This window comes from Labrys sp. HAY1-8F (genome assembly GCF_056754975.1).
Genome location: NZ_JBPGWZ010000002.1, coordinates 4,968,806 through 4,993,859, shown reverse-complemented (window position 1 = coordinate 4,993,859; position 25,054 = coordinate 4,968,806). Strand labels below are relative to the sequence as shown.

Annotated in this window: 24 protein-coding genes; 16 read left to right on the top strand and 8 right to left on the bottom strand. The window is 61.4% G+C overall.

Translation table 11 applies throughout. From position 1 onward, the window contains the following. Positions 1 to 225: 225 nt before the first annotated feature. Positions 226 to 1,329 (top strand): 4-hydroxyphenylpyruvate dioxygenase, encoded by a 1,104-nt coding sequence (hppD, locus tag ACR9ZN_RS32160; RefSeq protein ID WP_454813332.1) that lies wholly within the window; start codon positions 226 to 228, stop codon positions 1,327 to 1,329. Positions 1,330 to 1,390: 61 nt separating this feature from the next. Here hppD and ACR9ZN_RS32155 read toward each other — a convergent pair whose 3' ends face one another. Both ACR9ZN_RS32155 and ACR9ZN_RS32150 read right to left on the bottom strand, forming a co-directional pair. Next, the gene (locus ACR9ZN_RS32155; RefSeq protein WP_481274150.1) at positions 1,391 to 2,356 is read right to left on the bottom strand and encodes a methionyl-tRNA formyltransferase; all 966 of its coding nucleotides are present in this window, start codon (positions 2,354 to 2,356) and stop codon (positions 1,391 to 1,393) included. Between the two features lie 202 nt (positions 2,357 to 2,558). Further along, positions 2,559 to 4,013, bottom strand: a complete 1,455-nt coding sequence (locus ACR9ZN_RS32150; protein ID WP_434955658.1) for an aldehyde dehydrogenase family protein — start codon at positions 4,011 to 4,013, stop codon at positions 2,559 to 2,561. Between the two features lie 240 nt (positions 4,014 to 4,253). Between ACR9ZN_RS32150 and ACR9ZN_RS32145 the strand changes: the two genes are divergently transcribed. The 8 genes from ACR9ZN_RS32145 (at position 4,254) to ACR9ZN_RS32110 (ending at position 10,909) form a co-directional block, all read left to right on the top strand. After that, positions 4,254 to 5,330, top strand: a complete 1,077-nt coding sequence (locus ACR9ZN_RS32145; RefSeq protein ID WP_481274149.1) for a substrate-binding domain-containing protein — start codon at positions 4,254 to 4,256, stop codon at positions 5,328 to 5,330. 107 nt (positions 5,331 to 5,437) lie between these two features. After that, the gene (locus ACR9ZN_RS32140; protein ID WP_481274148.1) at positions 5,438 to 6,076 is read left to right on the top strand and encodes a hypothetical protein; all 639 of its coding nucleotides are present in this window, start codon (positions 5,438 to 5,440) and stop codon (positions 6,074 to 6,076) included. Between the two features lie 196 nt (positions 6,077 to 6,272). Continuing rightward, positions 6,273 to 6,944, top strand: coding sequence for an amino acid ABC transporter permease (locus ACR9ZN_RS32135; protein WP_434955655.1), 672 nt, complete (start codon positions 6,273 to 6,275; stop codon positions 6,942 to 6,944). An 8-nt stretch (positions 6,945 to 6,952) separates the two neighbouring features. Next, positions 6,953 to 7,603 (top strand): amino acid ABC transporter permease, encoded by a 651-nt coding sequence (locus tag ACR9ZN_RS32130; protein WP_454813328.1) that lies wholly within the window; start codon positions 6,953 to 6,955, stop codon positions 7,601 to 7,603. 28 nt (positions 7,604 to 7,631) lie between these two features. Further along, the gene (locus tag ACR9ZN_RS32125) at positions 7,632 to 8,459 is read left to right on the top strand and encodes a transporter substrate-binding domain-containing protein (protein ID WP_454813327.1); all 828 of its coding nucleotides are present in this window, start codon (positions 7,632 to 7,634) and stop codon (positions 8,457 to 8,459) included. 260 nt (positions 8,460 to 8,719) lie between these two features. After that, the gene (locus tag ACR9ZN_RS32120) at positions 8,720 to 9,409 is read left to right on the top strand and encodes a CatB-related O-acetyltransferase (protein WP_454813326.1); all 690 of its coding nucleotides are present in this window, start codon (positions 8,720 to 8,722) and stop codon (positions 9,407 to 9,409) included. A 144-nt stretch (positions 9,410 to 9,553) separates the two neighbouring features. Continuing rightward, entirely contained in the window at positions 9,554 to 10,273 is a 720-nt protein-coding gene (locus ACR9ZN_RS32115; protein ID WP_454813325.1) for a WbqC family protein, read from the top strand. Positions 10,274 to 10,318: 45 nt separating this feature from the next. Next, on the top strand, positions 10,319 to 10,909 hold the full coding sequence (locus ACR9ZN_RS32110; RefSeq protein WP_481274147.1) for a GNAT family N-acetyltransferase: 591 nt from the start codon (positions 10,319 to 10,321) through the stop codon (positions 10,907 to 10,909). A gap of 25 nt (positions 10,910 to 10,934) precedes the next feature. On the opposite strand, the gene ACR9ZN_RS32105 is transcribed toward ACR9ZN_RS32110, so the two are convergent. After that, positions 10,935 to 11,813, bottom strand: coding sequence for a glycosyltransferase family 2 protein (locus tag ACR9ZN_RS32105; RefSeq protein ID WP_481274146.1), 879 nt, complete (start codon positions 11,811 to 11,813; stop codon positions 10,935 to 10,937). A 162-nt stretch (positions 11,814 to 11,975) separates the two neighbouring features. Here ACR9ZN_RS32105 and ACR9ZN_RS32100 point away from each other — a divergent pair, with 162 nt between their 5' ends. The 4 genes from ACR9ZN_RS32100 (at position 11,976) to ACR9ZN_RS32085 (ending at position 15,394) form a co-directional block, all read left to right on the top strand. Beyond that, the gene (locus ACR9ZN_RS32100) at positions 11,976 to 13,121 is read left to right on the top strand and encodes a DegT/DnrJ/EryC1/StrS family aminotransferase (RefSeq protein WP_434955648.1); all 1,146 of its coding nucleotides are present in this window, start codon (positions 11,976 to 11,978) and stop codon (positions 13,119 to 13,121) included. Between the two features lie 655 nt (positions 13,122 to 13,776). Beyond that, complete coding sequence (locus ACR9ZN_RS32095; RefSeq protein ID WP_481274145.1) at positions 13,777 to 13,992, top strand: hypothetical protein; 216 nt, start codon at positions 13,777 to 13,779, stop codon at positions 13,990 to 13,992. Next, positions 13,956 to 14,270 carry a hypothetical protein gene (locus tag ACR9ZN_RS32090; protein ID WP_481274144.1) on the top strand — a complete coding sequence of 105 codons (315 nt, stop codon included), beginning with the start codon at positions 13,956 to 13,958 and terminating at the stop codon, positions 14,268 to 14,270. Before ACR9ZN_RS32095 ends, ACR9ZN_RS32090 begins: the two co-directional genes overlap by 37 nt. A gap of 788 nt (positions 14,271 to 15,058) precedes the next feature. Continuing rightward, a complete protein-coding gene (locus ACR9ZN_RS32085) occupies positions 15,059 to 15,394 on the top strand; it encodes an ArsR/SmtB family transcription factor (protein ID WP_441773780.1) in 336 nt (111 codons plus the stop codon). A 46-nt stretch (positions 15,395 to 15,440) separates the two neighbouring features. Here ACR9ZN_RS32085 and ACR9ZN_RS32080 read toward each other — a convergent pair whose 3' ends face one another. Next, the gene (locus tag ACR9ZN_RS32080; protein ID WP_454816721.1) at positions 15,441 to 16,016 is read right to left on the bottom strand and encodes a TetR/AcrR family transcriptional regulator; all 576 of its coding nucleotides are present in this window, start codon (positions 16,014 to 16,016) and stop codon (positions 15,441 to 15,443) included. A 92-nt stretch (positions 16,017 to 16,108) separates the two neighbouring features. On the opposite strand from ACR9ZN_RS32080, the gene ACR9ZN_RS32075 reads away from it, so the two are divergent. The 3 genes from ACR9ZN_RS32075 (at position 16,109) to ACR9ZN_RS32065 (ending at position 19,617) form a co-directional block, all read left to right on the top strand. Then, positions 16,109 to 17,014: an SDR family oxidoreductase gene (locus ACR9ZN_RS32075; protein WP_481274143.1), complete on the top strand. Its 906-nt coding sequence runs from the start codon at positions 16,109 to 16,111 to the stop codon at positions 17,012 to 17,014. A gap of 8 nt (positions 17,015 to 17,022) precedes the next feature. Next, positions 17,023 to 17,895 carry a DMT family transporter gene (locus ACR9ZN_RS32070; protein ID WP_481274142.1) on the top strand — a complete coding sequence of 291 codons (873 nt, stop codon included), beginning with the start codon at positions 17,023 to 17,025 and terminating at the stop codon, positions 17,893 to 17,895. 123 nt (positions 17,896 to 18,018) lie between these two features. After that, positions 18,019 to 19,617: a peptide ABC transporter substrate-binding protein gene (locus ACR9ZN_RS32065; protein WP_454813318.1), complete on the top strand. Its 1,599-nt coding sequence runs from the start codon at positions 18,019 to 18,021 to the stop codon at positions 19,615 to 19,617. A 74-nt stretch (positions 19,618 to 19,691) separates the two neighbouring features. Here ACR9ZN_RS32065 and ACR9ZN_RS32060 read toward each other — a convergent pair whose 3' ends face one another. The 4 genes from ACR9ZN_RS32060 to ACR9ZN_RS32045 all read right to left on the bottom strand — a co-directional run bounded on the left by ACR9ZN_RS32060 (position 19,692) and on the right by ACR9ZN_RS32045 (position 24,901). Then, positions 19,692 to 20,291 carry a sarcosine oxidase subunit gamma gene (locus ACR9ZN_RS32060; protein ID WP_454813317.1) on the bottom strand — a complete coding sequence of 200 codons (600 nt, stop codon included), beginning with the start codon at positions 20,289 to 20,291 and terminating at the stop codon, positions 19,692 to 19,694. Continuing rightward, entirely contained in the window at positions 20,284 to 23,265 is a 2,982-nt protein-coding gene (locus ACR9ZN_RS32055; protein WP_441773776.1) for a sarcosine oxidase subunit alpha family protein, read from the bottom strand. The genes ACR9ZN_RS32060 and ACR9ZN_RS32055 overlap by 8 nt, the downstream gene beginning before the upstream one ends. Further along, on the bottom strand, positions 23,262 to 23,540 hold the full coding sequence (locus tag ACR9ZN_RS32050; protein ID WP_481274141.1) for a sarcosine oxidase subunit delta: 279 nt from the start codon (positions 23,538 to 23,540) through the stop codon (positions 23,262 to 23,264). The genes ACR9ZN_RS32055 and ACR9ZN_RS32050 overlap by 4 nt, the downstream gene beginning before the upstream one ends. Before the next feature lie 110 nt (positions 23,541 to 23,650). Beyond that, positions 23,651 to 24,901 carry a sarcosine oxidase subunit beta family protein gene (locus ACR9ZN_RS32045; protein ID WP_481274140.1) on the bottom strand — a complete coding sequence of 417 codons (1,251 nt, stop codon included), beginning with the start codon at positions 24,899 to 24,901 and terminating at the stop codon, positions 23,651 to 23,653. Positions 24,902 to 25,054: the final 153 nt, after the last annotated feature.

Here is a 25,054-nt window from a genome sequence, read left to right as displayed (position 1 = left end):
CATGCGCGTTTCGTGCATAGTTTTTGCGGATTACGCGAAAGATGCAAGCACATTGCATGCGCTCAGTGGCACAATTCCTCACAAAGCGGAGGGCGCATCATCGCCCTCCTAGAGCAAAGCGCATTCATGGCTGAACGCCTCTTTGCTCTAGCTATTTGTTACGACGCGTCTTTGCGATCCTTGCCGGCTCCGTCAAATCGCAAAACGCTATGGCAGGAGGAAAATATGGGCCCTTTCCCGCATGACGCGCCGCCGGCGGCCATTACCACCGACAATCCCGCCGGAACGGATGGGTTCGAATTCGTCGAATTCGCTCATCCCGACCCCGCCAAGCTCCAGGCGCTGTTCACCAGCATGGGCTATGTGCCTGTCGCCACCCATAAGACCAAGGACATCACGGTCTGGCGTCAGGGCGACATCAACTACATCGTCAATGCCGAGCCCGGCAGCCACGCCTTGCGCTTCGTCGAAACCCATGGCCCCTGCGCGCCCTCCATGGCCTGGCGCGTGGTCGATGCCAAGCACGCCTTCGAGCATGCGGTGGCCCGGGGCGCCACGCCCTATGAAGGCAACGACAAGACGCTGGACGTGCCGGCCATCGTCGGCATTGGCGGTTCCCTGCTCTATTTCATCGACGCCTATGGCGAAAAAGGCTCGGCCTACGCCCAGGAATTCGACTGGCTGGGCGAGCACGATCCAAAGCCGGCCGGTGTCGGCTTCCATTATCTCGACCACCTCACCCACAATGTCTATCGCGGCAACATGGACAAATGGTGGGCCTTCTACCGTGAACTGTTCGGCTTCAAGCAGATCCATTTCTTCAACATCGACGGCCGCATCACCGGCCTCGTCAGCCGCGCCATCACCTCGCCCTGTGGCAAGATCCGCATCCCGCTCAACGAGTCCAAGGATGACACCAGCCAGATCGAGGAATTCCTCAAGAAATATCATGGCGAAGGCATCCAGCACATCGCCGTCGGCACCGAGGGAATCTACGACTCGGTCGACAAACTGGCCGCCAACAACCTGAAATTCATGCCAGGCCCACCCAACACCTATTACGAGCGCTCCCATGCCAGGGTGAACGGCCATGACGAGCCGATAGAGCGCATGAAGAAGCACGGCATCCTGATCGACGGCGAAGGCGTGCGCGACGGTGGCATGACCAAGATCCTCTTGCAGATCTTCTCCAAGACCGTGATCGGCCCGATCTTCTTCGAATTCATCCAGCGCAAGGGCGACGAAGGCTTCGGCGAGGGCAATTTCCGTGCCTTGTTCGAGTCGATCGAGGAGGACCAGATCCGACGCGGCGCGCTGGCTGCCGAATAGGCCCTTCCGGCAGCGCCGGGAAACCGACGCCGTTGCGGCGTCGGCACTCTTGTCTCAGCTTTCAGCCCGCAGCAGCAGCGAGATCGACATCGGCACCGGATTCGAAGCGATCCCCGACCGAAAGACCGTGCGACTTTGCAAAGGCGGCGGCCGATTGCTTCTGCCCGGCATCGTTGCGGACTGTGGCAATCTCGATCATGCCTCCTTGCGCCGCAATCGCAATGCCCTGCTCACCGATGGCAGTGATCTCCCCGGCCTTTCCGGCAACATCGCCAAAACGGCGTACCCGCCGCATCACGCTGCAGAACAGGCGGACCTTCCGGCCCTGCACCGTCGTCCAGGCACCGGGAGCAGGATCGCAGCCTCGGATGAGATTGTGAATGGCCTCGGCATGGGCATTCCAATTGACCCTGGCCTCGGCATCCCGGCACCAGCCCTCATAGGAGGCGAGGTTCTCGTCCTGGATGTGTTCCGCATGGCAACCCGCCACGACCAGGTCCGCCGCCTCCAGCATGGCCTCGACGCCGAGGGGAAAGAGATGGTCGCAATAGACGCTGCCGAGCGTGTCATTCGGGCCGATCGCGACGGTCTTCTGCAGGATCACCGGTCCCTCGTCGAGTCCGTCCGTCGGGCGGAAGATGGTTAGGCCCGTCTGTCTGTCCCCCTTGATGATCGGCCAGTTGATTGAACTCGGGCCCCGATACAGCGGCAGCAGGGACGGATGGTACTGGATCGTGCCGTGCCTTGGGATGTTGACGAAGGATTGCGGCGCGAATTGCAGCACATAGGCCATGACGGCGAGATCGACATCGAGCGCGCGCAAGGCGCCTTCGGCTGCCGGGCTCTTGAGATTGGGCAGTTGGAACAGCTTGAGCCCCCGCTCCTCGGCGGCGAGGCGGAGCGGATCGGGCCGTGCACCCGGCTTTTCGGGAGCACAGAAGACGGCCGCCACCTCGTCGCCGCGGGCCAGAAAGGCTTCCAGCACGCTCTTGCCGAACGCTTGCTGGCCAATGATTGCGATACGCATGATTTCTCCATGAATACAGGCAAAGAAGCTCCGTCGCCGCTCGCGCGGGGTTGGAAAACGCTCCATGTCTCGGGGACCCGGCATTCAGGCCGGCGCCAGGCAAACTTGCGTGGCTCCGCCGACGCTTCGTCTGCTTAGGTTCTTGTCTTGACGCAGATTCTTGCCGGAAAACCGCAACACGGTTTTCCGGCTCCTGTTTTGGTCAGGCGCCGGTGTTGATCCACACCACCTTGGGCTCGGTGAAATTGTCGATGGCGGCATCGCCATGCTCGCGGCCAAAGCCTGAATCGCGCGCGCCGCCCCAGGGCAGGCGGACGTCGGTGGGACCATAGGTATTGACCCAGACCGTGCCGGCCTTCAGCCGCCGGGTAAAGCGGTGCGCCCGGCCGATATCCCCGGTCCAGACACCGGCAGCCAAGCTGTAGACCGTGCCATTGGCCAGGCGGATGGCATCTTCCTCGTCCTTGAATGGGATGACGGCCGCGACAGGCCCGAAGATTTCCTCCTGGGAGATACGCATCTCATGCTGGACGCCGGCAAAGACGGTCGGCTCGACGAAATAGCCAGTCTTGCCATGCCTGGCACCGCCGGTGACAATGGAAGCCCCTTCCTTGCGGCCGATGTCGATATAATCAAGCACCCGCTTCATCTGCACTTCCGAGACCAGTGGCCCCATCGTGGTCGATGCCTCCAGGGGATCCCCGAGGCGGATAGAGCGGGCGCGCGCCGCCAGCCGCTCGACCATTTCGTCATAGACGCTCTCATGCACGAGAATGCGCGAGCCGGCCGAACAGACCTGCCCCGTATTGAAGAAGATTCCGGCTCCCGCGGCCTTGGCAGCGGCGTCGAGGTCGGCGTCCGGGAAGATGACGTTGGCCGACTTGCCGCCCAGTTCGAGCGTCACGCGCTTGAGATTGCCGATCGCCCCCTGCAGGATCTGGCGTCCGACCACAGGTGAGCCGGTGAAGGTGATCTTGTCGACATCCATGTGATCGACGAGCGCCTGGCCGGCAATCTTGCCAAACCCCGGCACGACGTTGAGAACGCCGGCGGGAAAGCCTGCCTCCAGCGCGAGTTCGCCGATCTTCAGGGCCGTGAGGGGCGTCAGTTCGGCGGGCTTGAGCACCACGGTGCAACCGCAGGCCAGCGCGGGCGCGATCTTCCACATGCCGATCATCAGCGGGAAGTTCCAGGGAATGATGGCGCCGACAACCCCCAGCGGCTCACGCATCGTATAGGTCAAAGCGTCAGTGCGGGCCGGTATGACCTGGCCGTTAATCTTGTCGGCCATGCCGGCATAATAGGTGAGCGTGTCGAGAACGGCGGGCAGGTCCTGGCGGCGAATGGCGGAAACGGTCTTGCCGGAATCGAGGCTCTCCAACCGTGCCAATTCATCCGCATCGCGGCGGATGAGATCTGCCAGTTTCAGGAGCAACGCTCCTCTCTCGCTGGCCTTCATCCGCGACCAACTGCCCTCGAAGGCCGCACGAGCCGAACGGACGGCGGCATCGACATCACCGGCATCTGCCTCCGCCACCCGGGCCACGACTTCGCCGGTCGCGGGATTGAGTGTCTCGAAACTGCGACCGGATGCGGCCGCGACCCGGCGGCCGTCGATCAAGAGATCATGTATGTCGCCATAAACCCGTTTAAGCACGCTAGAGCTCCCATATATGTACTATAGTTCATATTTTATCTTGTTGTCGGCGACGAAGGCCGTCGGCCGCAGGACAGAAATGATGCTAGTTACCCAATAAAATCATAGGAATATGAAATCTTCTGCTTATAAACACCGCTAGAGTTATGAACGAACGATCCTATGTTGTGACGGATATAATATGAACTCAATTTCATATGCTGGCGCACTCGCCGCAAAGCTTCGAGTCGGAGGGAGAGCATGATCCGGATCGAGATCGAGCCCGTTTGGCGTTTTCGCCGGCAGGAAGATGCGCAATCGCTCCAGATCATGTTGGACTTCCTCGCCGAGATCCGCGCCACCGGAAAGATCACCGCCGCCGCGGACAAGGCGCGTGTTTCCTATCGCCACGCCTGGAACCTGATCGAGAAATGGTCCGAATTCTTCAGCACGCCCATCGTCGTCCGCAAGCAAGGCAGCGGCACCAGCCTCACACCCTTCGGGGAGAAACTGGTCTGGGCGGGACAGCGGCTGGAAGCGCGGCTGGGACCGCTGCTGCAAAATCTCTCGCAGGAACTGGAAACCGAAATCAACCAGATGCTGCCGCACGGGCCGCTGGTGCTGCGCATCCATGCCAGCCACGGCTTCGCTGTGCCCAAGCTGCGCGAGCTTCTCAGCCGAGAGCCGGATATCGACATCGATTTTCGCTATGTCAGCAACCAGAGCTCACTGGTCTCGCTGGTCCATGACGGCTGCGACCTAGCCGGCATGCATCTGCCGCAGGGTGAGTTGCGCAAGCGCGCGATCGCTGCCAGCAAGGGCTGGTTCAACCCGAATCTGCACCGCGTGATCTCCTTCGTAACGCGCGAGGTCGGCCTTATCGTGCAGCGTGGCAATCCGCGCGGGATCGACGGGCTGGAAAAGCTGCTCGAACCATCGATCCGTTTCGTCAATCGGGATCCGGATTCAGGCACGAGGCTCGTCTTCGAACAGCTTCTGGCCCAGCACGCCATCGATGGCAGCCGGATCAACGGCTATGAACATTCCGAATTCACCCATGCCGCCGTCGCCGCCTATGTCGCCAGCGGTCTCGCCGACGTGGCCTTCGGGGTCGAGGCGGCCGCCCGGCAGTTCGGCCTCGACTTCGTGCGCCTCCTCACCGAAGACTATGTCTTCGTGTGCCACAAGCAGATCCTCGACCAGCCCGCCATGCAGCGCGTGCTGGCGGTCATGCGCGGCCAGGAATTCCACACCGCCATCTCGCAATTGCCGGGCTATCGCGTGAAGGAAGCCGGCGCGATCAAGACCATCCGGGATGTCTTCCGCCGGTCGGAGTAGTCCTGCTCTGCCGCTCGCCGAACCGGCTTCGTGTCATCCTGCACAGTGTCTTCGTCGAGGCGCCCCTAGAAGGGCCTCAGCGAAACCGGGAAGACAGGAGGAGCGCCATGACACGCAACGACATCGCGGAGACCCTTTTCGCCAGCTTCCTGCTGGGGCTGGCCGTCCTGCTGCTGCTCTCTTCCGGCGCCCTCGCGGCCGAGCCCTTCACCAGCGCCTATACCAGCTTCGATACCGCCAAATGCCCCCACCAGCCGGGAGGCGACGAGGAGGACTACGGCACCTGGCGCTGCCCGGGCTATAGAGGCCTGCCGGTGCGGCTTGCCGCCGGCGACCAGCGCATGTTCGTGAGCTTCGGCAAGGCCGGCGCCAACGACATCGCGGCCAACGAAACCTTCACCGGTTTCAACAGTGCCTATCAGGGTACGGTGGAATGGCGTCTCGCTGCCGGTGAGCAACAACCGTTCGCTACCATCCTGCAATGGCAGGTGATGACGGAAGCCGACCACAAATCCGATGCCAAGGGTCCCTCGCCCGCCTCCGGCCGCGTGCTCGTCGTCACCCGGCTCGGTAAGGACGGCACCTGTCACCTCGGCTATGTCGATGCCCGGGCCAATGCCGGCGCCAATGCCCTGGCGCGTAAGATCGCTGACGAGCACGCCCGCTCGTTCCATTGCGGCAAGGACAAGCCGATCGTGCTCGGCGCCGTCTCACCCGGCCTGATCTTGCCCGGCAAGGCTCACTGACCGCCCAACGCACGGTCTTTCCAATATCCTTGGATATCTTCCCGGCTGGCGCTTCACCCTGCCGGCCATCCATGCAAAGCTGCGTTCCATCGATCGAGGCCCACGAAGATCGGGCGCTTAACGGGAACGTCAAAGGGAGACGCCGCGTGGGCCGTTCCGTCCGAGCCGATACTGGACTGCCGCGAGAGCGGACGGCATGAGTTACGAATTCGAGTTCGCTGACGTCTTCGCCTATTGGCCGGAGCTTGCCGCCGGCGCCCTGCACACTCTCGTCCTCTCCGGGCTGGCGATGGCGATCGGCATGGTGGTGGCGGTGGTCGGCGCGCTCGCCAAGACCTCCGGCCCAACCTGGCTGCGTTACGTCGTCGACGCCTATATCGAGCTGATCCGCAACACCCCCTTCCTCATCCAGGTCTTCGTGATCTTCTTCGGGCTGCCTTCGCTCGGCCTGCGCTTTTCCTCGAACAGCGCGGCGCTGCTGGCGCTGGTGGTGAATGTCGGCGCCTATGGCATCGAGATCATCCGCGCCGGCATCGAGAGCATCTCCAAGGGCCAGATCGAGGCCGGCAAATCGCTCGGCCTCAAGCCGCTGCAGATCTTCCGCCTCGTCATCCTCAAACCGGCGATTCAGGCGATCTATCCCTCGCTGACCAGCCAGTTCATCCTGCTCATGCTCAACTCCAGCGTCTGTTCGGCCATCGCCGCCAGCGAACTGACGGCAGCGGCGGGTGACATCCAGTCGCGTACCTTCCGCAGTTTCGAGGTCTATTTCGTGGCGACCAGCGTCTATCTGGCCCTGTCGATCGTGTTCTGGTGCCTGTTCGCTGGTATCGAGCGCGCCTTCCTGCGCCAACCGAGCCGGCGGTAGGAGGCAGCATGCGCACCCTCAGCGAAGCCGACATTCTCTACATCCTGCTGGCCGTGCGCTGGACGCTGCTGCTTTCGGTGGTCGCCTTCGTCGGTGGCGGCCTCGGCGGCCTCCTCGTCGCCTTGGCGCGCACGGCCGAAATCCGGCCCCTGCGCTGGCTGGCCATGGGCTATATCAAGCTGTTCCAGGGCACCCCGCTGTTGATGCAGCTTTTTCTGGCCTTTTTCGTGCCCGGCATCTTCGGCATCGACGTCAATCCCTGGACGGCGGCGGCGATCGGCCTTTCCCTCAACGCCAGTGCGTTCCTCGGCGAGATCTGGCGCGGCGCCATCGAGGTGGTGCCACCCGGCCAGAGCGAGGCCGCCCGGGCACTCGCCCTCACCTATGTGCCGCGCATGTTCAAGGTGGTCATTCCCCAGGCCATACGCATCGCCATCCCACCGACCATCGGCTTCCTGGTACAGTTGATCAAGGGCACTTCGCTCGCCTCGATCATCGGCTTCGTCGAGATCACCCGCGCCGCCCAGATCATCAACAACGCCGCCTTCAGGCCCTTCACCATCTTCGGCCTGGTGGCGCTCGCCTATTTCCTGGTGTGCTGGCCCCTGTCGCTCTGGAGCCGCGCCATGGAGCGGCGGCTGACGGTGGCAAGACGCTGAAATTTTCAATCAACGGGAGGACACGATCATGGCTTTGACATATCTGATTTCGCGCCGAAGGCTGGGGCTGTGCCTCGCCGCCAGCATGGCTGCCTTGGCCCTGCCCCTCGCCGCCGAGCCGGCAGCCGCCGCGACACCCGATGAAATCAAGGCGCGCGGCAAGCTGATCGTTGGCGTCCTTACCGACTATCCACCCTTCGGCGGCACCGATTCCGAACAGAAACCGGCCGGTTATGATGCCGACGTCGCCGCCCTGATGGCCAAGAAGCTCGGCGTCTCGCTGGAGCTGGTGCCGGTGACCGGGCCCAACCGCATCCCCTATCTGCTCACCAACAAGGTCGACCTTTTGATCGCCACTTTCGGCATCACGCCCGAGCGTATGAAGCAGGTGTTGTTCTCCAATCCTTATAGCACGCTGACCACCTATATCATGGGGCCGAAAGACCTGAAGGTAACCAAACCCGAAGAGCTCGTCGGCGTCACCGTGGGCGTGGCCCGCGCCTCGACGCAGGACATCACCGTCTCGCAGATCGCCCCCTCCGGCACCCAGATCATGCGTTTCGACGACGACGCCACCACCACTCAGGCTCTGATATCGGGCCAGGTGCAGTCGATCGGCGCCTCCAATACCGTGCTCGCCCAGCTCACCAAGGACTATGCCAGCCTCGGCATCGAGGCCAAGTTCAAGATGAAGGAGCAGGCCAACGGCATGGCCTTCCGCAAGGCCGACACCGCCCTGCGGGAATGGTGTAACGGTTTCATTGCCGAGATCGTGGCTGACGGACAGCTCAGCCAGATCAACCAGAAATGGTTCGGCTCTGCGCTGGCCCCCTTGCCGCCGATGCCGAAGTTCTGACATGAGCGCCTAACCAGAGTTTCCTGGCCAGGCCGACGGATAGGCCGCGCCGGGAAATTCCGCCAATGTTTGGTGTCATGCAGCCTCCTCTCGATTGTCTCCGTGGCGCGATGAAGAGGAGCCGGCAGCCTTCGAAGAAGCCGTTGAGGAAGTCGGTAGAGTTGGTGTAGGCAACGGGAGCTCCGGCGGTCCCACTCTCGATCGCCGCATAGGGGCTGACTTGGCCGAGAGAGACGATAGCGAAGAAACGAAAGTCTGCCGTGGCAATTTCCCCCAAAGCGACGACCCTGACCTACGCTCCCGATGATATCGTCATTCGCTCCGCCCTGCATCGGCGGGTACTACAAATCGGCCTGCCGCGCTTTGCCTTGCGCAAAGCCGCCAAATGGTCGCGCCACCGCTATGGCCCGCGGGACGATTTCATGCGGGCACTGGTCAAGCAGCGTTTCGGCATCTCCGTCGGCAAATACAGTTACGGATACCGCCCCCTCTGCACCAAGCAATCCATGATTGCCGAGATCGGCGCTTTTTGCTCGATTGCGACCGAGATCAAGGTCTCCGGCGGCAACCACCCTCTCGACCTTGTCTCGACCAGCCCCGCCACCTACCTCAAAGGCTGGGGAATCGTCGACGAGACGATCGATCGCCCTTATCCCAAGAACGAACCGATCGTGATCGGACACGATGTCTGGATCGGCATGGGTGCGACCCTGATGACCGGCATCACCATCGGGCACGGCGCCGTGATCGCCGGCGGCGCGGTGGTGGCCAGGGACGTGCCTCCCTATGCCATCATGGGTGGCGTGCCCGCCAAACTGATCCGCTACCGCTTCGATGACGCTACCATCGAAAAATTGCTGGCCAGTGCTTGGTGGACCTGGCCGGATGCGGCCATCCGAGCCAGGGCATCGCTATTGCGGGACCCAGCCGCGTTCCTCGCCCAGCTTTGAGTACCCGAGGCATCTGGACGATGAAATGCGAGCGCCTCAACCAATGGCGGGGTATCGTCGCCCTGCTAGGCCATTCCATAATTAAGATGCTATTTTAATATCCTAGCGAAATAAAGCGCGCGACTCATAACTCTGAAATCGAACATGGCAACTGTTGTAATCACCCAACCCATGCTGTTCCCCTGGCCAGGCTTTTTCGAGCAACTCGCCTTGGCGGATATTTACGTTTATTTGGATGATGCTCAGTTTTCGAAAGGAAGCTTTACAAATCGCGTGCAGATCAAGGTCGGGGATCAAGTCAAGTGGATGACCATTCCGCTTGCCGGCGGGGGCACTTACAAGGCCATCATGGACCTGGATGCAACGACGGCCGATTGGCGGTCAACTCACCAGTTGCTCCTCAAGCAATCGCTCGCCAATGGGCCTCATGCGAAGGATGCAATCGACATCCTTGATGAGGCATACCAGCAAGAGAAACTGTGTGATGCGCTCATCCAAAGCATAGAGCTATCTGCAGCCTATATCGGCATCGGAAAAGCGCGCAAAATAGCCTATAGCAGCGCGCTGAATGTACCCGGCTCCTCGTGGAGGCGCGTGCTGGACATCGTCCTCAGTTTGGGAGGGACACGATATCTTACCGGACATGGGGCCGCGCGATATATGGACCATGAGGCGTTCGAATCGAATGGCGTGAGCGTCGAGTATATGGACTACAGCCTAACACCATGGCCACAGGGCGATGTCGCCTTTACCCCTCATGTCTCCGTCCTCAACCTGATCGGCCATGTCGGCCGCGATGCCCATCAATATCTGCAACCCCGAACCATGCATTGGCGCGAATTTCTGGCAAAGCAGGAGCCATGACGCGTTGACCGGCAGACTCCCCCTATCGACTACTTGCGGTGGTTCATGGGAGTAACGAAAAGGCTGCTAACTCTTCATGGATTTTCGTATTCCCGGGTTCTTGGGAAACGCAGTCAAGCAAACAGGAATACGATATTGAAGCGAGTGAGCTTGAGATCTCCGGAAAATAGCGATTTTGAGTTTCTTGCCTCGCTTCGGAGAGATTCCGTGCTGCAGGCCCTGCTTCTCAATGTGGTGGCATCGACGGATGATGATGCAGTCGCGGGATGGTTAGACCGCCGGAGAAGCGACCCCGATGGCAGTTTCATGGTCATTGCCGACGATACGACGGACGAACCAATAGGCTTTGCCCAGATTACCAACATTCACCATCGCAACCGGTATGGCTTTGTTGGGATCGCTCTTGCGCAGAGCGCCCGAGGCCAAGGTCTGGGGCGCCTTGCAATGGCGAATCTCGTTGCCGTGGCAAAGGAAAAATACCAACTGGAGAAAATACTCCTGGAAGTCAGAGCGGATAATCTCGCTGCGCTCTCGCTTTACCAGTCGATGAATTTTCGAATTGTAGGTACACTACTGAATCATTTTCATACGGATGATACATCTTATCATGTAATATTGATGGAGAAACAATTATAGAATTGTATTGGAATTAAAAGTTTCTTTATTTTCGAGTTTTGCTCTTGAACAAGGCTAAAACCTGTCTGATGGCGACACGGATAATCTTCCCAACTCGGGCAACCCTTTTACCGACATAGAAAAAAGTAATTCCCTTCAGGGCAAGCTTCCTGGCTCCGCTAAATCCGGCTTCATCGATATTATGGAGGCAAGCTTTCCAATAGGCTCGCCGCAGCCGGATCAGATGCATAGCCGGCACGATCCTCATCGAGCGATTGGCCTCCTTCCAGATGACTCGCTGAGAAAACTGAGCCTCCGGCGCGATCGCAACGGCTCTGCGTATGAAAACTGGATACATCACCAGATGATCGGACCCCCAGGGGTCCGGGTACGCCCGATTCACATAGTCCAATATTCCACGCAAGGCATCCGTTCGCCACATTCCGTAAAACCAGCTTGCGTGAGAGTCATAAAGAAGATCCGCGATCTGTCGGAGTTGCGTTCCCTGCGGCTCTCGAGGACGCGCAATGGTAACAGGCCGGTCGTTTCGATAGGTCATAACGGTAGGAACCGCCAGTAGGGCATCCGGCGTTCTATCAAAAGCGGCTACCAACCGCTCGACATAATCGGCGGACGACAAATCATCATGCGCTCGCCACAGGAAGAACGGCGTCTCCGCAGCGTCCACCAGACCACGAAAATTCTTCACAGGCCCGACATTCTCAGGCCGCCGCAAATATGTAATTCGATTATCGATTGCCGCATATCGTTCAATGATGGCTTGAGTGCCGTCTGTTGAAGCGTTATCCGAAATAACGACATGAATATTCTTGTATGTCTGGCTCAATAAACAGTCCAGACATTCCGCAATCATGTCTTCTGCATTGTAGACAGGAATCCCTATAGTTACGCAGGGCTCTGACACGCTCGCGGGCTCCTATCAGCAACAATCAAGGGATGTCCTATTCCTTTGCAGCAACAGCTGCAACTACCAAATCTCGCGCTGGTCCGAGCGTTTTGATCACTCTGGCGTCGCGTAGGCGAGCGCGGTATGTATCGACTGCTAATCAAGTAGAGCCGAGTCCCCGTGATCATTGCTCCCGAACGCATTCCCGTCGCAGGTCCCTCCATCACCGAGAGAGAAGCGGAACTCGCCGCGGAGGCTGCCCGCACGGCATGGTATGCCAATCACTATGCCTATAATGCCCGCTTCGAGCGCATGATGGCCGATTATGTCGGTGTGAAGCATGCCGTCAGCGTGCCGCATGCGACAGCGGCGCTGCATCTCATCCTGGCCGCGCTCGGCATCGGCCCGGGCGACGAGGTGATCGTGCCCGACGTGACCTGGATCGCCTCGGTGGCACCGATCACCTATGTCGGCGCCGAGCCGGTGCTCGTCGACATTCTGCCGGATACCTGGTGCATCGATCCGCGCGCCGCAGAGGCCGCCATCGGCCCCAAGACCAAAGCAATCCTGGGCGTGGATCTCTATGGTTCGATGTGTGACTGGCAGGCCTTGCAGGAGATTGCCGACCGGCACGGCATCCATCTCATCGAGGATTCGGCCGAGGCTCTCGGCTCTCGTTATCGCGGACGCCGGGCGGGCAGCTTCGGACGGGCCGCTGCCTTTAGCTTCCATGGTTCGAAAACGGTCGCCACCGGCGAGGGCGGCATGCTGGTGACCGATGACGACGCTCTTCACCAGCGCGTGCTCTGCCTGCGCGATCATGGCCGGGCACCCGGAGATCACCGCCTTTTCATCAATCAGGAAATCGCCTTCAAATATCGCATGAACGGCGTGACGGCAGCGCTCGGCGTCGCGCAGATGGAGCGCATCGACACGCTGATCGCCCATAAGCGCGCCATTTTCGACTGGTATCGGCAACGGCTCGGCGGGCTTAACGGCATCACACTCAATGCCGAACCGGAAGATAGCGAGAACTCCTTCTGGATGGTGACGGTAGTGCTCGATCCGGCACTCGGTCTCGACAAGTTCAGCCTGATGGCCGAATTCGACAAGCGTAACATCGATACCCGTCCTTTCTTCTCGCCCCTGTCGAGCATGCAAGCTTTCGCCGATCGCCCGGCCGCCAAGCGCCTGGTCACCCCGCACGACAAGGGACAGGCGATCGCCAGGCACGGCATCAATCTGCCGTCGGGCTACAACATGACCGAAGACAAGGCGGATATCGTGGCGGGCGCCTTGCGCGAAATTCTTGCGGGCCGGGCCTGATGCGCCGAAAAGACGGATGGCGCGGCCGTCACGACGGCTGGCTCGTGTGGTGAGTTCACCTACCACCAGTCACTCAAGCCACATTGCGACGCGTGAAACGTCAACATCGAATAGTCTCCAAAGCTACCCGCTTTGATACTTATGCTCGTCTAAAAAAAGTAAATCGATATAACTTCCGCAACGGATAGCCTGGTTCAATTTCGTGCTGGACAGAGCCGAAATTGATTGTAGCATTCTACCTTGTTAACAAAGACGCTATTGAGTTTGTGGGTGCCATTTCTGCCGGGAGTTGTTTAACGTAATAACCAAGTGCAGATTTCGCTTGCGAAAGCTTGGCGTTTCGAGAAATCGGTGAACGGGGGAAGAAGTATTACTTCTTCCCCCGTTTTCGTTGCCGGTTGTCGCTGCCGGCTTTTTCAGCTCGAGCCATTTACAGCACCTACATACCGTAATTCCTTTCTCGAGCGGCCGGGAGGCGCGATTTCGCGGCAGAACGGCCGACGGACGGACTGGTCTGTCTATTTCAGGCTCTTGCTTGACGAGTCGGCCCGCGATAACCACGTGAGCGGCAAGCAGACCTTCAGGTTCATGCCTCCCGCCCGCATCGGGCGCGTCTTCGAGGCTCTCCAACTCGCTGGTCATCACAGGATTTGCCATGCCGCACAGCTTTGCTGGCAACGCTCTGGTGCTCGGCCTGCTAGCCACCATCGGCCCGTTTGCAATCGATATGTATATTCCCGCCCTCCCTTCGATGGCGGAGCATCTCCAGACCAGCACCGCCGCCGCGCAAATGACCCTGATGGCTTTCTTTCTGGGTTTCGGCGTCACTTCGCGGTGGTTACCAGCGGTGTCGATAGCCTGCCCGTCCTGATCGTGATGCTGTTCATCACCTTTGCCTTCCTCGGCCTGGTCATTCCGACCAGCATGGTACTTTCGCTGGAACGTCACGGCCCCATCGCGGGCATGGCTTCGGCCCTTGGCGGTACGCTGCAGATGGTGACCGAGGCTGTCATGATCGCGATCGCCAGCCTGTTCTTCAACGGCACGGCCTTGCCGATGGTCACCATCATCGCCCTCTGCGCCATCGCGGCGCTGATTCTGGCTAGGCGGACCTTGACCGAGAAGGAGATTGCCGCGCCAGCAGAATAAGGCCAGCCATCGCGGCTCGACGGCTGTTTCGATCGCGGCCGAATCGGCGTCCGCAGCGGCTCTTTCCCATGGCAAATGCCAAGCCTGCTACTAAAGAGGTATCAGGATCGGCTTCCTGCCAGCGCCCGAACCTGCTAAATCTATTCCAATCTACGCATCTTTATGCAAAAAAGCCTCGCCTTCACACGCCGCGAGGCCTGCGCGCTATTCGCGCCTCCCAGCCAATCCGTCAAATTCGACACGTCATATTTGACGGAGTGTGCTCCTAGCGCCGCCCGTCTAGATTGCTCTTGCGAACGGCGCAGCGATCTCCAAACAGATCCCCTCCATGCTGTGCTGTTCGCACCTTCGCTCGGTTCTCTCGATACCCTCCCAAGCCCGCGCAGCGGGCTTCTTTTTGTGATCGGCAAGACGGACAGAAGTTTGGAATTTCGAAAGATATCAATTCGATAGGCTCCTTGGGCAGCCCAGCGCGGTTTGGAAGATCATTGGCATTTTGAGGCCTGACGATGACGCTCTCTCCTTCATCGTATCAGCTGATTCACCGGCAAGATCGGGAGCCGGATCGCGCATGTGAAACCCAGGCATTCGCCGAACCAAACCATCCATCGAAACTCAACGCCGATGCCTCCCCTTTCCAGGCCCGGGACCCGCCAGACTGGTATTCCCGCGATTGTTTTCCCTGGCTTGACGCCACACCGGCCGGCACGTTGCTGGCCGGTTTCCTCCTCCGACTAAGAAAGTAGCCTGACGTGGAAGCTCGCCTCGATCCTCTTACACTCGACAGAATGTTCCATGCGCTCGCCGATACCAGCCGTCGCTCCATGGTCGATCGTCTTGCCCGCGGACCAGCCTCTGTCAGTGAACTCGCACTCCCCCTCTCAATGGGCATGCCTGCGGTGCTCAAGCATCTCGGTGTGCTCGAAGCTGGGGGTATCGTCGTCTCCGAGAAGGCCGGCCGCGTGCGCACCTATCGCATGACGCCGCATGCGCTTGCGCTGGCGGAAAGCTGGGTCGCCGAACGCATGGCCTTGCTCGACCACGCAGGCGACGACGCGCCGCTGCCGGTAAAGCTGCCGGAGCGTGCTCAGGTGACGCAGCTTCGCTCCGTCGAAGCCCGGTGATCTTGGGCCTCCGCGAGGAGGCTTAAAGTGATAGAGTGGGCGCCCGTTAGGCGCCCATTCGACGATGCTGCAGTGCAGCCATGAAATGCCTGAGATCGCATCCGACCTGGTCGGCGATGCTGCATTTGGGCTCGAAGCCCCACCACGCCAGCGAGCCTTGCCACTGTGAGGCCATCAACTGGCCAAGCCCCGCCTGCCCGTCGCTCTGCTTCGCCAGACAAGCATCGAGGACGCCGACGAGAACCGCGCGCCAGCGCGCGCCGCGGGCCCGCAATAGAGGATCGCGCAGATCCTCCCGCAGGATCAGCAATCCCTCGGCATAGGATTCGATACCGCCATAATCCCCGGAAAGGGCGACCAGCAGGTCGATCGCGCCCTCCGGCGTGCGCGATGCCCGTGCTGCCAATTGTGCGGTTTTTTCATCTAGACGATCCCAGGCATACAGCAAAGCGGCCTGTTTCAGGTGAACCTTGCTGCCGAAGCGTTGCACGAGAGTGGCCGCGGCCAGTCCGCAGGCCTGCGCCAAACCCGCAAATGTCAGAGCCTCCGGCCCCTTGCTGTGAAGCAGCTTGAGGGCGGCCTCCAGCACGGCCTCGTCGGGCAAAGTCTTGTGTCTAGGCATCTTGACAACCATTTATAACCGAACGATCATTTATATATATTGTTTCGGGCAACGAGAAAAGGTGCTCGCTATCGAAACTGGGAGTTGTTCTCATGCTGGACAGAAAGATCGCACTGGTCACGGGCGGCACGCGAGGAGCCGGCCGAGGCGTTGCCGTCGAACTCAGTGCGGCAGGCGCAACCGTCTATGTCACCGGACGCAGCACGCGCGGCCATCGCTCGGAATATGACCGGCCGGAAACCATCGAGGAGACGGCCGAACTGATCAATGCGGCGGGCGGCAAGGGCATTGCCATCCGCGTCGACCATCTCGTACCCGACGAGGTGCGCGGCCTGGTGGAACGGATCCGGACCGAACATGGCCGCCTCGACATCCTGGTCAACGACATCTGGGGCGGCGAGAAATTGTTCGAATGGAACAAGGCCGTCTGGGAGCACGACCTCGACAAGGGATTGCGCCTGCTACGCCTGGGCATCGATACCCATCTGATCACCGCACACCACGCCCTGCCCTTGCTGATCGAGCGCCCCGGCGGTCTTCTCGTGGAGATGACGGACGGGACGGCGGCATACAATGCCGAACACTATCGTCTCTCGCCCTTTTACGATCTGGTGAAGACATCGGTGATCCGCCTCGCCTGGGCGCATGCCAAGGACCTTGCCAAGCATGGCGCGACCTCGGTGGCTCTCACCCCGGGCTGGCTGCGTTCGGAAATGATGCTCGAGGCGTTCGGCGTTTCAGAAGAAAACTGGCGGGATGCCATGGCGACGGTGCCGCATTTCGTCATTTCGGAAACGCCGCGCTTTGTCGGGCGTGCAGTGGCGGCTCTTGCAGGCGATGCTGAAAAGAATCGCTGGAACGGGCAGTCTCTTTCGAGCGGACAACTGGCGCGAATCTACGGTTTCACCGATCTTGACGGCTCCCAGCCTGACGCTTGGCGCTACATTCCGGAGGTCGAAGAAGCCGGGAAGCCGGCTGACGCGACCGGTTATCGATAGGTTCCTTCATGGCCATGCCTGCCTCCGCCGAAACCTCAGGATCCACCCGAGGCATCCTGGCCATGATCATTGCGATGGTGAGCGTGCCGTCCGTCGACGGCATCGCCAAATATCTGAGTGCCGACTACTCGCCTTTCTTCATCGGCTGGGCGCGCTATGCAGTGGCCGGTCTGGCGGTACTGCCTATCTCGGCCCTCCTGCATGGCAAGAGAATGTTCCCGGCCGAGCATCTTGCTTCCCATGTCGCGCGCACCGTCTTCCTGGTCGCGGCGATGACCCTGTATTTCCTGGCCATTGCCCGCATCCCGCTGGCGACGGCGCTTTGCGCCTATTTCGTAGGCCCGGTCTTGGCCGTCGCGCTTTCGGTCGTCGTGCTCAAGGAACGCATGACGCTGGCCAAGGGCGTCAGCCTCGCTTTGGGCTTCGCCGGCTCGCTCATCATTCTCCAGCCCGGCAGCGCCATCGAGCCCGGCATTCTGCTGGCCCTGGCCTCCGGTATCTGCTTTGCCTTCTACCTGATCGCCACCAGGCGGGCGGCCCAGCGGAGTGATCCCGTCAAGACCCTGGCTTTTCAGTGCTTCGTCGGTGCCGCGCTGCTTACGCCGCAGGCTGTGCTTTCCTGGTCCGCCCCCGCAGTCGATCATCTCCTGCTCTTCGCCGGCCTCGGCCTGATCTCGGCGGTCTGCCACCTGCTCTCCATCATCGCCTTCCGCTTCGCCGATGCCTCGACCCTGGCACCTCTCGTCTATGCCGAACTCGTTGGCGCCGCGATCGTCGGTTATTTCGCCTTCGGCGACGTACCGGACATGGTGACCCTGCTCGGCGCCGCCTTCATCATCGCGGCGGGACTCATCTTGTTGTTGCGCCGGACCGCAATCTGAACCCAGGCCTCGAAGGTCTTATCCCCCGCGAATGTCCAGGGTTGTCGCGGGCGGAACGAGCACGTTTACTCGTGCCATCACGAATCTCGGCAACAGCCGGGACGCCCATAAGGGGAAGTCCGCATGAAGCCCGCACTGAGACTATTCGCCCTCGTCCTCCCCCTCACGGCCGGCCTTTTGAGTGGGTCCGCCCACCCTGCCTGGGCCGAGACGGTGCTTCACAAAGGCAATGGTGCCGAGGCGCAGACGCTCGATCCAACCCACAGCTCGATCATTGCCGAACAGTTCATCCTCAAGGACCTGTTCGAGGGGCTCACCGTTTTCGACGCTGCCGGCAAGATCACATCGGGGACAGCCCAGAGCTGGTCGATGTCGTCCGACGGTCTCGTCTATACCTTCAAGCTGCGCCCCAACGCCAAATGGTCCAATGGCGATCCGGTCACCGCCGGTGACTTCGTCTTCAGCTTCCGCCGGCTCGAGGATCCCAAGGAAGCCGCCAGCTTCGCCAATCTGTTTTATCCGATCAAGAATGCCGAAGCCGTGAACAGCGGCAAGGCCGGCGTCGACACGCTCGGCGTCAAGGCCCTCGATGATAGAACGTTGGAGATCACGCTGGAACGGCCAACGCCCTATCTCCTGCAACTTCTTGCCAATCAAAGCGCCCTGCCGGTGCATCAGGCCTCGGTCGAGAAGCTCAAGGCCGACTTCGTCAAGCCCGGCAATTTGATCTCCAACGGTGCCTACACCCTGACCGAGAACCTTGCCAATGATCATGTCACGCTGGTGAAGAACCAGCGTTACTGGGATGCCGCCAATGTCCGCATCGATAAGGTGATCTCCTATCCGATCGATGACCAGGCCGCAGCCCAGCGACGCTTTCTTGCGGGCGAGCTCGACATGACCTTCGAGTTCGCGGCCGATCAGTTGAAATTTCTCAAGGAGAAGGTGGGCGATCAGGTGCATGTCTCGCCGAACCTGACCAATGAGTATTATGCCTTCGACACCCGCACCCCGCCCTTCAACGATGCCAGGGTTCGGCGCGCTCTGTCGATGGCGGTCGATCGCGATTTCCTGGCCGAGAAGATCTTCTCGGGAACACGCGTCGGCAGCTACAGCTTTGTCCCTTCGGGCCTGCCAGGCTATACATCCGCCAAGCCTGATTTCGCGCAGATGCCCCAGCTCGACCGCGAGGACGCCGCCAAGGACCTGCTCAAGCAGGCCGGCTTCGGCGAAGGCGGCAAGCCACTGAAGCTCACCATCCGTTTCGGCACCAACGACAACAATCGCCGGATCGCCACCGCCGTGGCCGATATGTGGAAAGCGCTCGGCGTGGAGGTCTCGCTGCTCAATTCGGACAGCAAGTCCCACTACGCCTTCCTGCGCGACGGCGGCACCTTCGAGGTGGCGCGCGCGGCCTGGGTGGCCGACTATGCCGACGCCGAAAACTTCCTGGCGCTACCAATGACGGCAAACAAGGCGTTCAACTATTCCCATTTTGCCAGTCCGGACTATGACGCGCTGGTCGCCAAATCCTATACGGAAGCCGATCCGGCCAAGCGCCTGAAGATTCTGGAGAATGCCGAGGCGCTGCTGGCGCGCGACCAGCCCGTCGCGCCGCTACTCTCCAATGCCGATCTCTGGCTGGTCTCGAACAAGGTGAAGGGATGGCAGGACAACGCCGCCAACGAGCATCTGACGCGGTTCCTCAGCAAGGAAGAGTGACGAAATCTCTCAGCCTTACCCTTTCCCCGTTGAGGACAGGGTAAGGCTGAGCACGTGCCCAAACAGCAACCCTGTTACGCCACCAGGCCGAATTCCGCGGCGCTGTCACCAAGCCAGTGCCAAAAGCTGCCGGCCATGCTCCGAAACAGGGCGATCTCATAGGTCGGCGTTTCGTCGAGCTGCCACAATGTCACGCCGATATGCGAGCATGCGGTGACCGCGACATCCCCCGGGGCGAACGCGCGCGGATGCAGGTCGATGTCCAGCCCCTTGGCGAACATATCGCGGGCTCGCGGACCTGACACCCGCAAAGCGGCATAACCGGAGGTCTGGTCGGTTACTGACGCCAGCGTGCCAACCGTTTCGACCAGATCCGAGACAAGCAGATTGGCCTCGCCAGCTTCGCGCGTAACCAGCCAGGCCGACGGCCCGATGCCCAGGGCGGCGAGCGCGCCGGCGACGGCGCGCTTGGGGCCATTCGGCAGCCCCAGGCCATAGGCGGCCTGCATGCGGGCCGCCAGCGCTCCCTCCTGCCCCTTGCGGGCAGCCAGGGTGACGATTTCCAGGCCTGAGCGATCCTGCACGGTGACGCCCGCCCCCGCTCCCACCGGTTTCAGCAAGCCGGCAAAGGCGCTACGGGACTCCAAACGCCCGGCACTGATGGCGTCAAACATGGAGACGGCTCCCTTCAGGATCAAAGAAGATGGGCGAGAGGACTTCGACCTCGATGTCGCCGTTGCGCACCGGGTCATAGGCCCGGATCACCTCGCCGTGGCGGGATGGGCCATTGGCAAGAAGACCAAGGCCGATCCAGCTTTCGAGCATCGGAGAATAGACCACGGAAGTCGCAAAGCCCTCATCGTTGGCCGCGACAGCCGCGGCCCCCTTCTTGAGGAAATGCGAGCCGGCACGCAGCCGATCCGCCGGATTGACCGGCTTGACGCCGACGAGGCCGGGACGATCGGGCGCCACCAAGGCCGGACGCTGGGCCAGGACACGGCCGATATAGTCCTTCTTGGTCGACATCATCTTGCCGAGGCCAAGATCGCGGGCCGTGGTCTGGCCGTTGAGCTCGTTGCCGGCGACATGCCCCTTCTCCACGCGCATGACGCCGAGAGCCTCGGTGCCGTAGGCGCAGCCGCCGATTTCCTCGGCCAGGGTCATCAGCGCCTGGAGCAGCGCAAGGCCGTAATGGGCTGGTACCGCGATCTCAAAGGCGAGTTCACCCGAGAAGGAGAGCCGGTAGAGCCGCGAGCCGACATTGCCGAGCTGCAGCGTTGCACATCCCATATAGGGGAAGGCTTCGTTCGACAGATCGGCGCTGGCGCCGTAGAGCTTCTGCAGCAGTTCCCGCGCCTTCGGCCCGGCCACCGCATATTGCGACCACTGCTCGGTGATCGAGGATAGCGAGACGTCGAGTTCGGGCCAGAGCGTCTGGCGGCAAAATTCGAGATGCTGCATCACCTTCACGGCATTCGCCGTGGTGGTCGAGATCACATAATGATCGGGCGCAAAGCGGGCCGCCGTGCCGTCATCCATGACGAAGCCGTCTTCGCGCAGCATCAGGCCGTAGCGGCATTTGCCGACAGCAACAGTCGAGAAGGTATTGATATAGACGCGGTCGAGGAAAGCGCCGGCATCGGCCCCCTTGATGTCGATCTTGCCGAGGGTCGAGACATCGCACACGCCGACAATCGAGCGAGTGGTCTTGACCTCGCGGCAGACGCTCTCCAGCCAGTCTTTCTCGCCCGGACGTGAGAACCATTGTGGGCGCAGCCACTGGCCGGCCTCCACCATGGTGGCGCCGTTGGCCATCGCCCATTCATGACCCGCCGTAAGGCGCGTTGCCTTGAAATGCTTGTCGCGATGTGGCCCGGCCAAAGCGCCGATCGCCACCGGGAAATGCGGCGGACGCGAAACCGTGGTGCCGACCTCCGTCATCGAACGGCCGAGCAGGCCCGCCATCATGGCATGGCCCGAGATGTTCGAGGTCTTGCCCTGGTCGGTCGCCATGCCGAGCGTGGTGTAGCGCTTGAGATGTTCGACCGAGCGGAAGCCTTCGCGATGGGCGATCTCGATGTCCTTGGCCGTGACGTCGTTCTGCTGGTCGACGAAAGCCTTGCTCTTCGTCTCGGCGACATGCCAGAGCGGCTTGAGGCCCGTCGGCTCGTCGTCACAGGCCGGGATCGGAGCCTGCCCGGCGGAAAAGCCGAGATCGCCAGCCGCGGCCCGGCCCGCTTGCGCGCCCGCCCGCAGGCAAGCACCCAGGGAAAAGTCGCCATTGGCGGCCCCGGCCACCGTCATGCCATCAGGCAGATCGCCCGGCACGAAAGCCGCAAGCTCATCCGACCAGCGCGGCCGGGCGCCCTTATGGGTGGTGAGTGCGACCTGCGGGTTCCAGCCACCGGACACCGCCAGGAAATCGGCGGGAATAGTCTCGCGCTTGCGCTCGGCGATCACCTCGACCGACTTGACGCCCTGGGCGCCGCCCTTGGCGTCGGTCACGCTCGCACCGAGCAAAGTGCGCGTTCCCGCCTTGCCGGCCCAGCCGGACACCGCCGCATCGACCTCACGGCGCGGATCAACGACCGCTGCCACGGTTACACCGGCAGCCACGAGATCGGCCGCCGTGCGCCAGCCATCGTCGCTGGTGGTGAACACCACCGCTTGGCGGCCCGGCGCTACGCCATAACGGTTGAGGTAGCTGCGCGCTGCTGAGGCGAGCATCACGCCCGGACGGTCATTGCCGCCGAAGACGATGGGACGCTCGATGGCGCCCATGGCGTTGATGCAGCGCTTGGCCATGATGTGCCACAGGCGCTGACGCGGCTGATGGGCGGGCGGTACGGGCAGGTGATCGGCAACCCGCTCCAGGGCACCATAGGTACCCGTGTCATAGACGCCGAACACCTGGGTGCGTCTGAAGATGCGCACCTCGGGCATGGAAGCGAGTTCCGCCTCGATATCGGCGGCAAAGGCAGCGGCCGGCTTGCCGCCGACCTCATGCCGCTCGGCCAACAACCGCCCGCCAAGCCGGAAATCATCGTCGCACAGGATCACGCGCGCGCCGGCCCGGCCCGCCTCGAGCGCCGCCATCAGGCCAGCCGGCCCGGCACCGATCACCAGCACGTCGCAGAAGGCGGCGGCCTTCTCGTAGGTGTCGGGATCCGGCAATTGACTGGCGCTGCCGAGGCCCGCGGCACGGCGGATCATCGGCTCATAGAGCTTCTCCCACAGGGCCGCCGGCCACATGAAAGTCTTGTAGTAGAAGCCCCCGACAAAGATCGGGCCAGCGAGCTGGTTTACCGACAAGAGGTCGAATTTCAGCGAGGGCCAACGGTTCTGGCTCGCCGCCTCCAGGCCTTCGTACAATTCGATCGTAGTGGCCTTGGTATTGGGCTCGCGTCGGGCGCCGCTGCGCAGTTCCACCAGCGCATTCGGTTCCTCCGGGCCCGCGGTGAAGATGCCGCGTGGACGGTGATATTTGAACGAGCGCCCGACCAGGCGGATGCCGTTGGCAAGCAGGGCCGAGGCCAGCGTGTCGCCACCAAGCCCTTCATAGCTGTTGCCGTCGAAGCGGAACCGCACCGTGCTGTTACGATCGACCAGGCCGGCGGAGGGCAGACGGAAGGAAACGGCCTCGCTCATGATGCGGCTCCCAAAGCTTGAGGCATCACCAGTTCAGCCTTTTCGATTGCGTGGGTCTTGGTGTTACGCCGGACCTTGAGCCAGGAACGGCAGCCCGAGCCGTGATACCAGAACTCCTCATGCGCTCCCTCGGGGTTGTTGCGCAGATAGGCATATTCATAAAAGTGCTTGCCGGCATCCGGCGCCGAGGCATCCGGACGGCTCGGCCCGGCATCGCCGAGATAGGTGAATTCGTGCACGCCGCGCGCACCGCAATAAGGACAGGCAATCCGCATTGAATCGTGCCTTGAAGTGTTTTGCGATCCGACGGCTTCGCCAAGAATCGCAAAAACGCGTTGAAACAAAGAGCTAGAGCAAAATCGCGTTCTACCAACCGCGTTGTGCTCTAGTGAAGATTGGGTTGGGCGCCCTGGCCCTTTTCGTCGATCACCGCTCCTGTCTCGAAGCGATTGAGCCGATAGGCCGCCGCCACGTCGTGCGGCTGATCCTTGGCAATGAGATGGGCAAAGCACCAACCGGAAGCCGGCGTCGCCTTGAAGCCGCCATAGCACCAGCCGCAATTGAGATAGAGGCCGTCGATGCCGCTCTTGTCGATGATGGGCGAGCCATCCATCGACATGTCCATGATGCCGCCCCAGCTGCGCAGCAGCCTGAGACGGCCGATCATCGGCATCACCGCCATGCCGCCTTCGCAGACATCCTCCACCACCGGCATATTGCCGCGCTGGGCATAGGAATTGTAGCCATCGATGTCGCCGCCGAAGACCAGGCCGCCCTTGTCGGACTGGCTGACATAGAAATGGCCGGCGCCGAAAGTGATCACGCCCGGGATCAGCGGCTTGAGCCCCTCGGTGACGAAGGCCTGCAGCACATGGCTCTCGATCGGCAGGCGCAATCCCGCCATGGTACCGACCTTGGAGGTATTGCCCGCTACCGCCATGCCGATCTTCTTGGCCCGGATGGTGCCGCGGGTGGTCTCGACACCCACGATGGCACCGCCTTCGCGGACAAAGCCCTTCACTTCGCAATTCTGGATGATATCGACACCGCGATCGCTGGCGGCACGCGCATAGCCCCAGGCCACCGCATCGTGACGCGCCGTGCCGCCGCGCCGCTGCAGCAGGCCGCCCTGGATCGGGAAACGGGCATTGTCGAAGTTGAGGAAAGGCGCCATCGCCTTCACGCCATCGCGATCGAGCAGTTCGGCATCGACGCCGTTCAGGCGCATGGCATTGCCGCGGCGGGCGAAGGCGTCGCGCTGGGCGTCGGAATGACAGAGGTTCAGCACGCCGCGCTGGCTCATCATCGCATTGTAGTTGAGATCCTGCTCCAGGCCCTCCCACAGCTTCATGGCGTGCTCGTAGAAGGGAATATTGCCCTGCAACATGTAGTTCGAGCGCACGATCGTGGTGTTGCGGCCGACATTGCCGCCGCCGATCCAGCCCTTCTCGATCACGGCGACATTGGTGATGCCGTGATTCTTGGCGAGATAATAGGCCGTGGCCAGACCGTGGCCACCACCGCCGATGATGATCACGTCGTAATTGAGGCGCGGCTCGGCGTCACGCCAGGTCGGCGTCCAGCCACGGTGGCCGTTCAGGGCATTCTTGAGAAGGGAGAACAGAGAGTAATGCATCGATCTTCTTGCCGGGGAAGAGTTCGGAAAACTTCGGTCGTCCGGTCGCTTGGCCGCCTGGCGAGAGGTGGATTCGAGAGCATGCTGCCCTAGCGCCCACATCCAAGACCAGGCCACGCCGGCACGATCAGCGCTTATCGTCGAGAATCATGG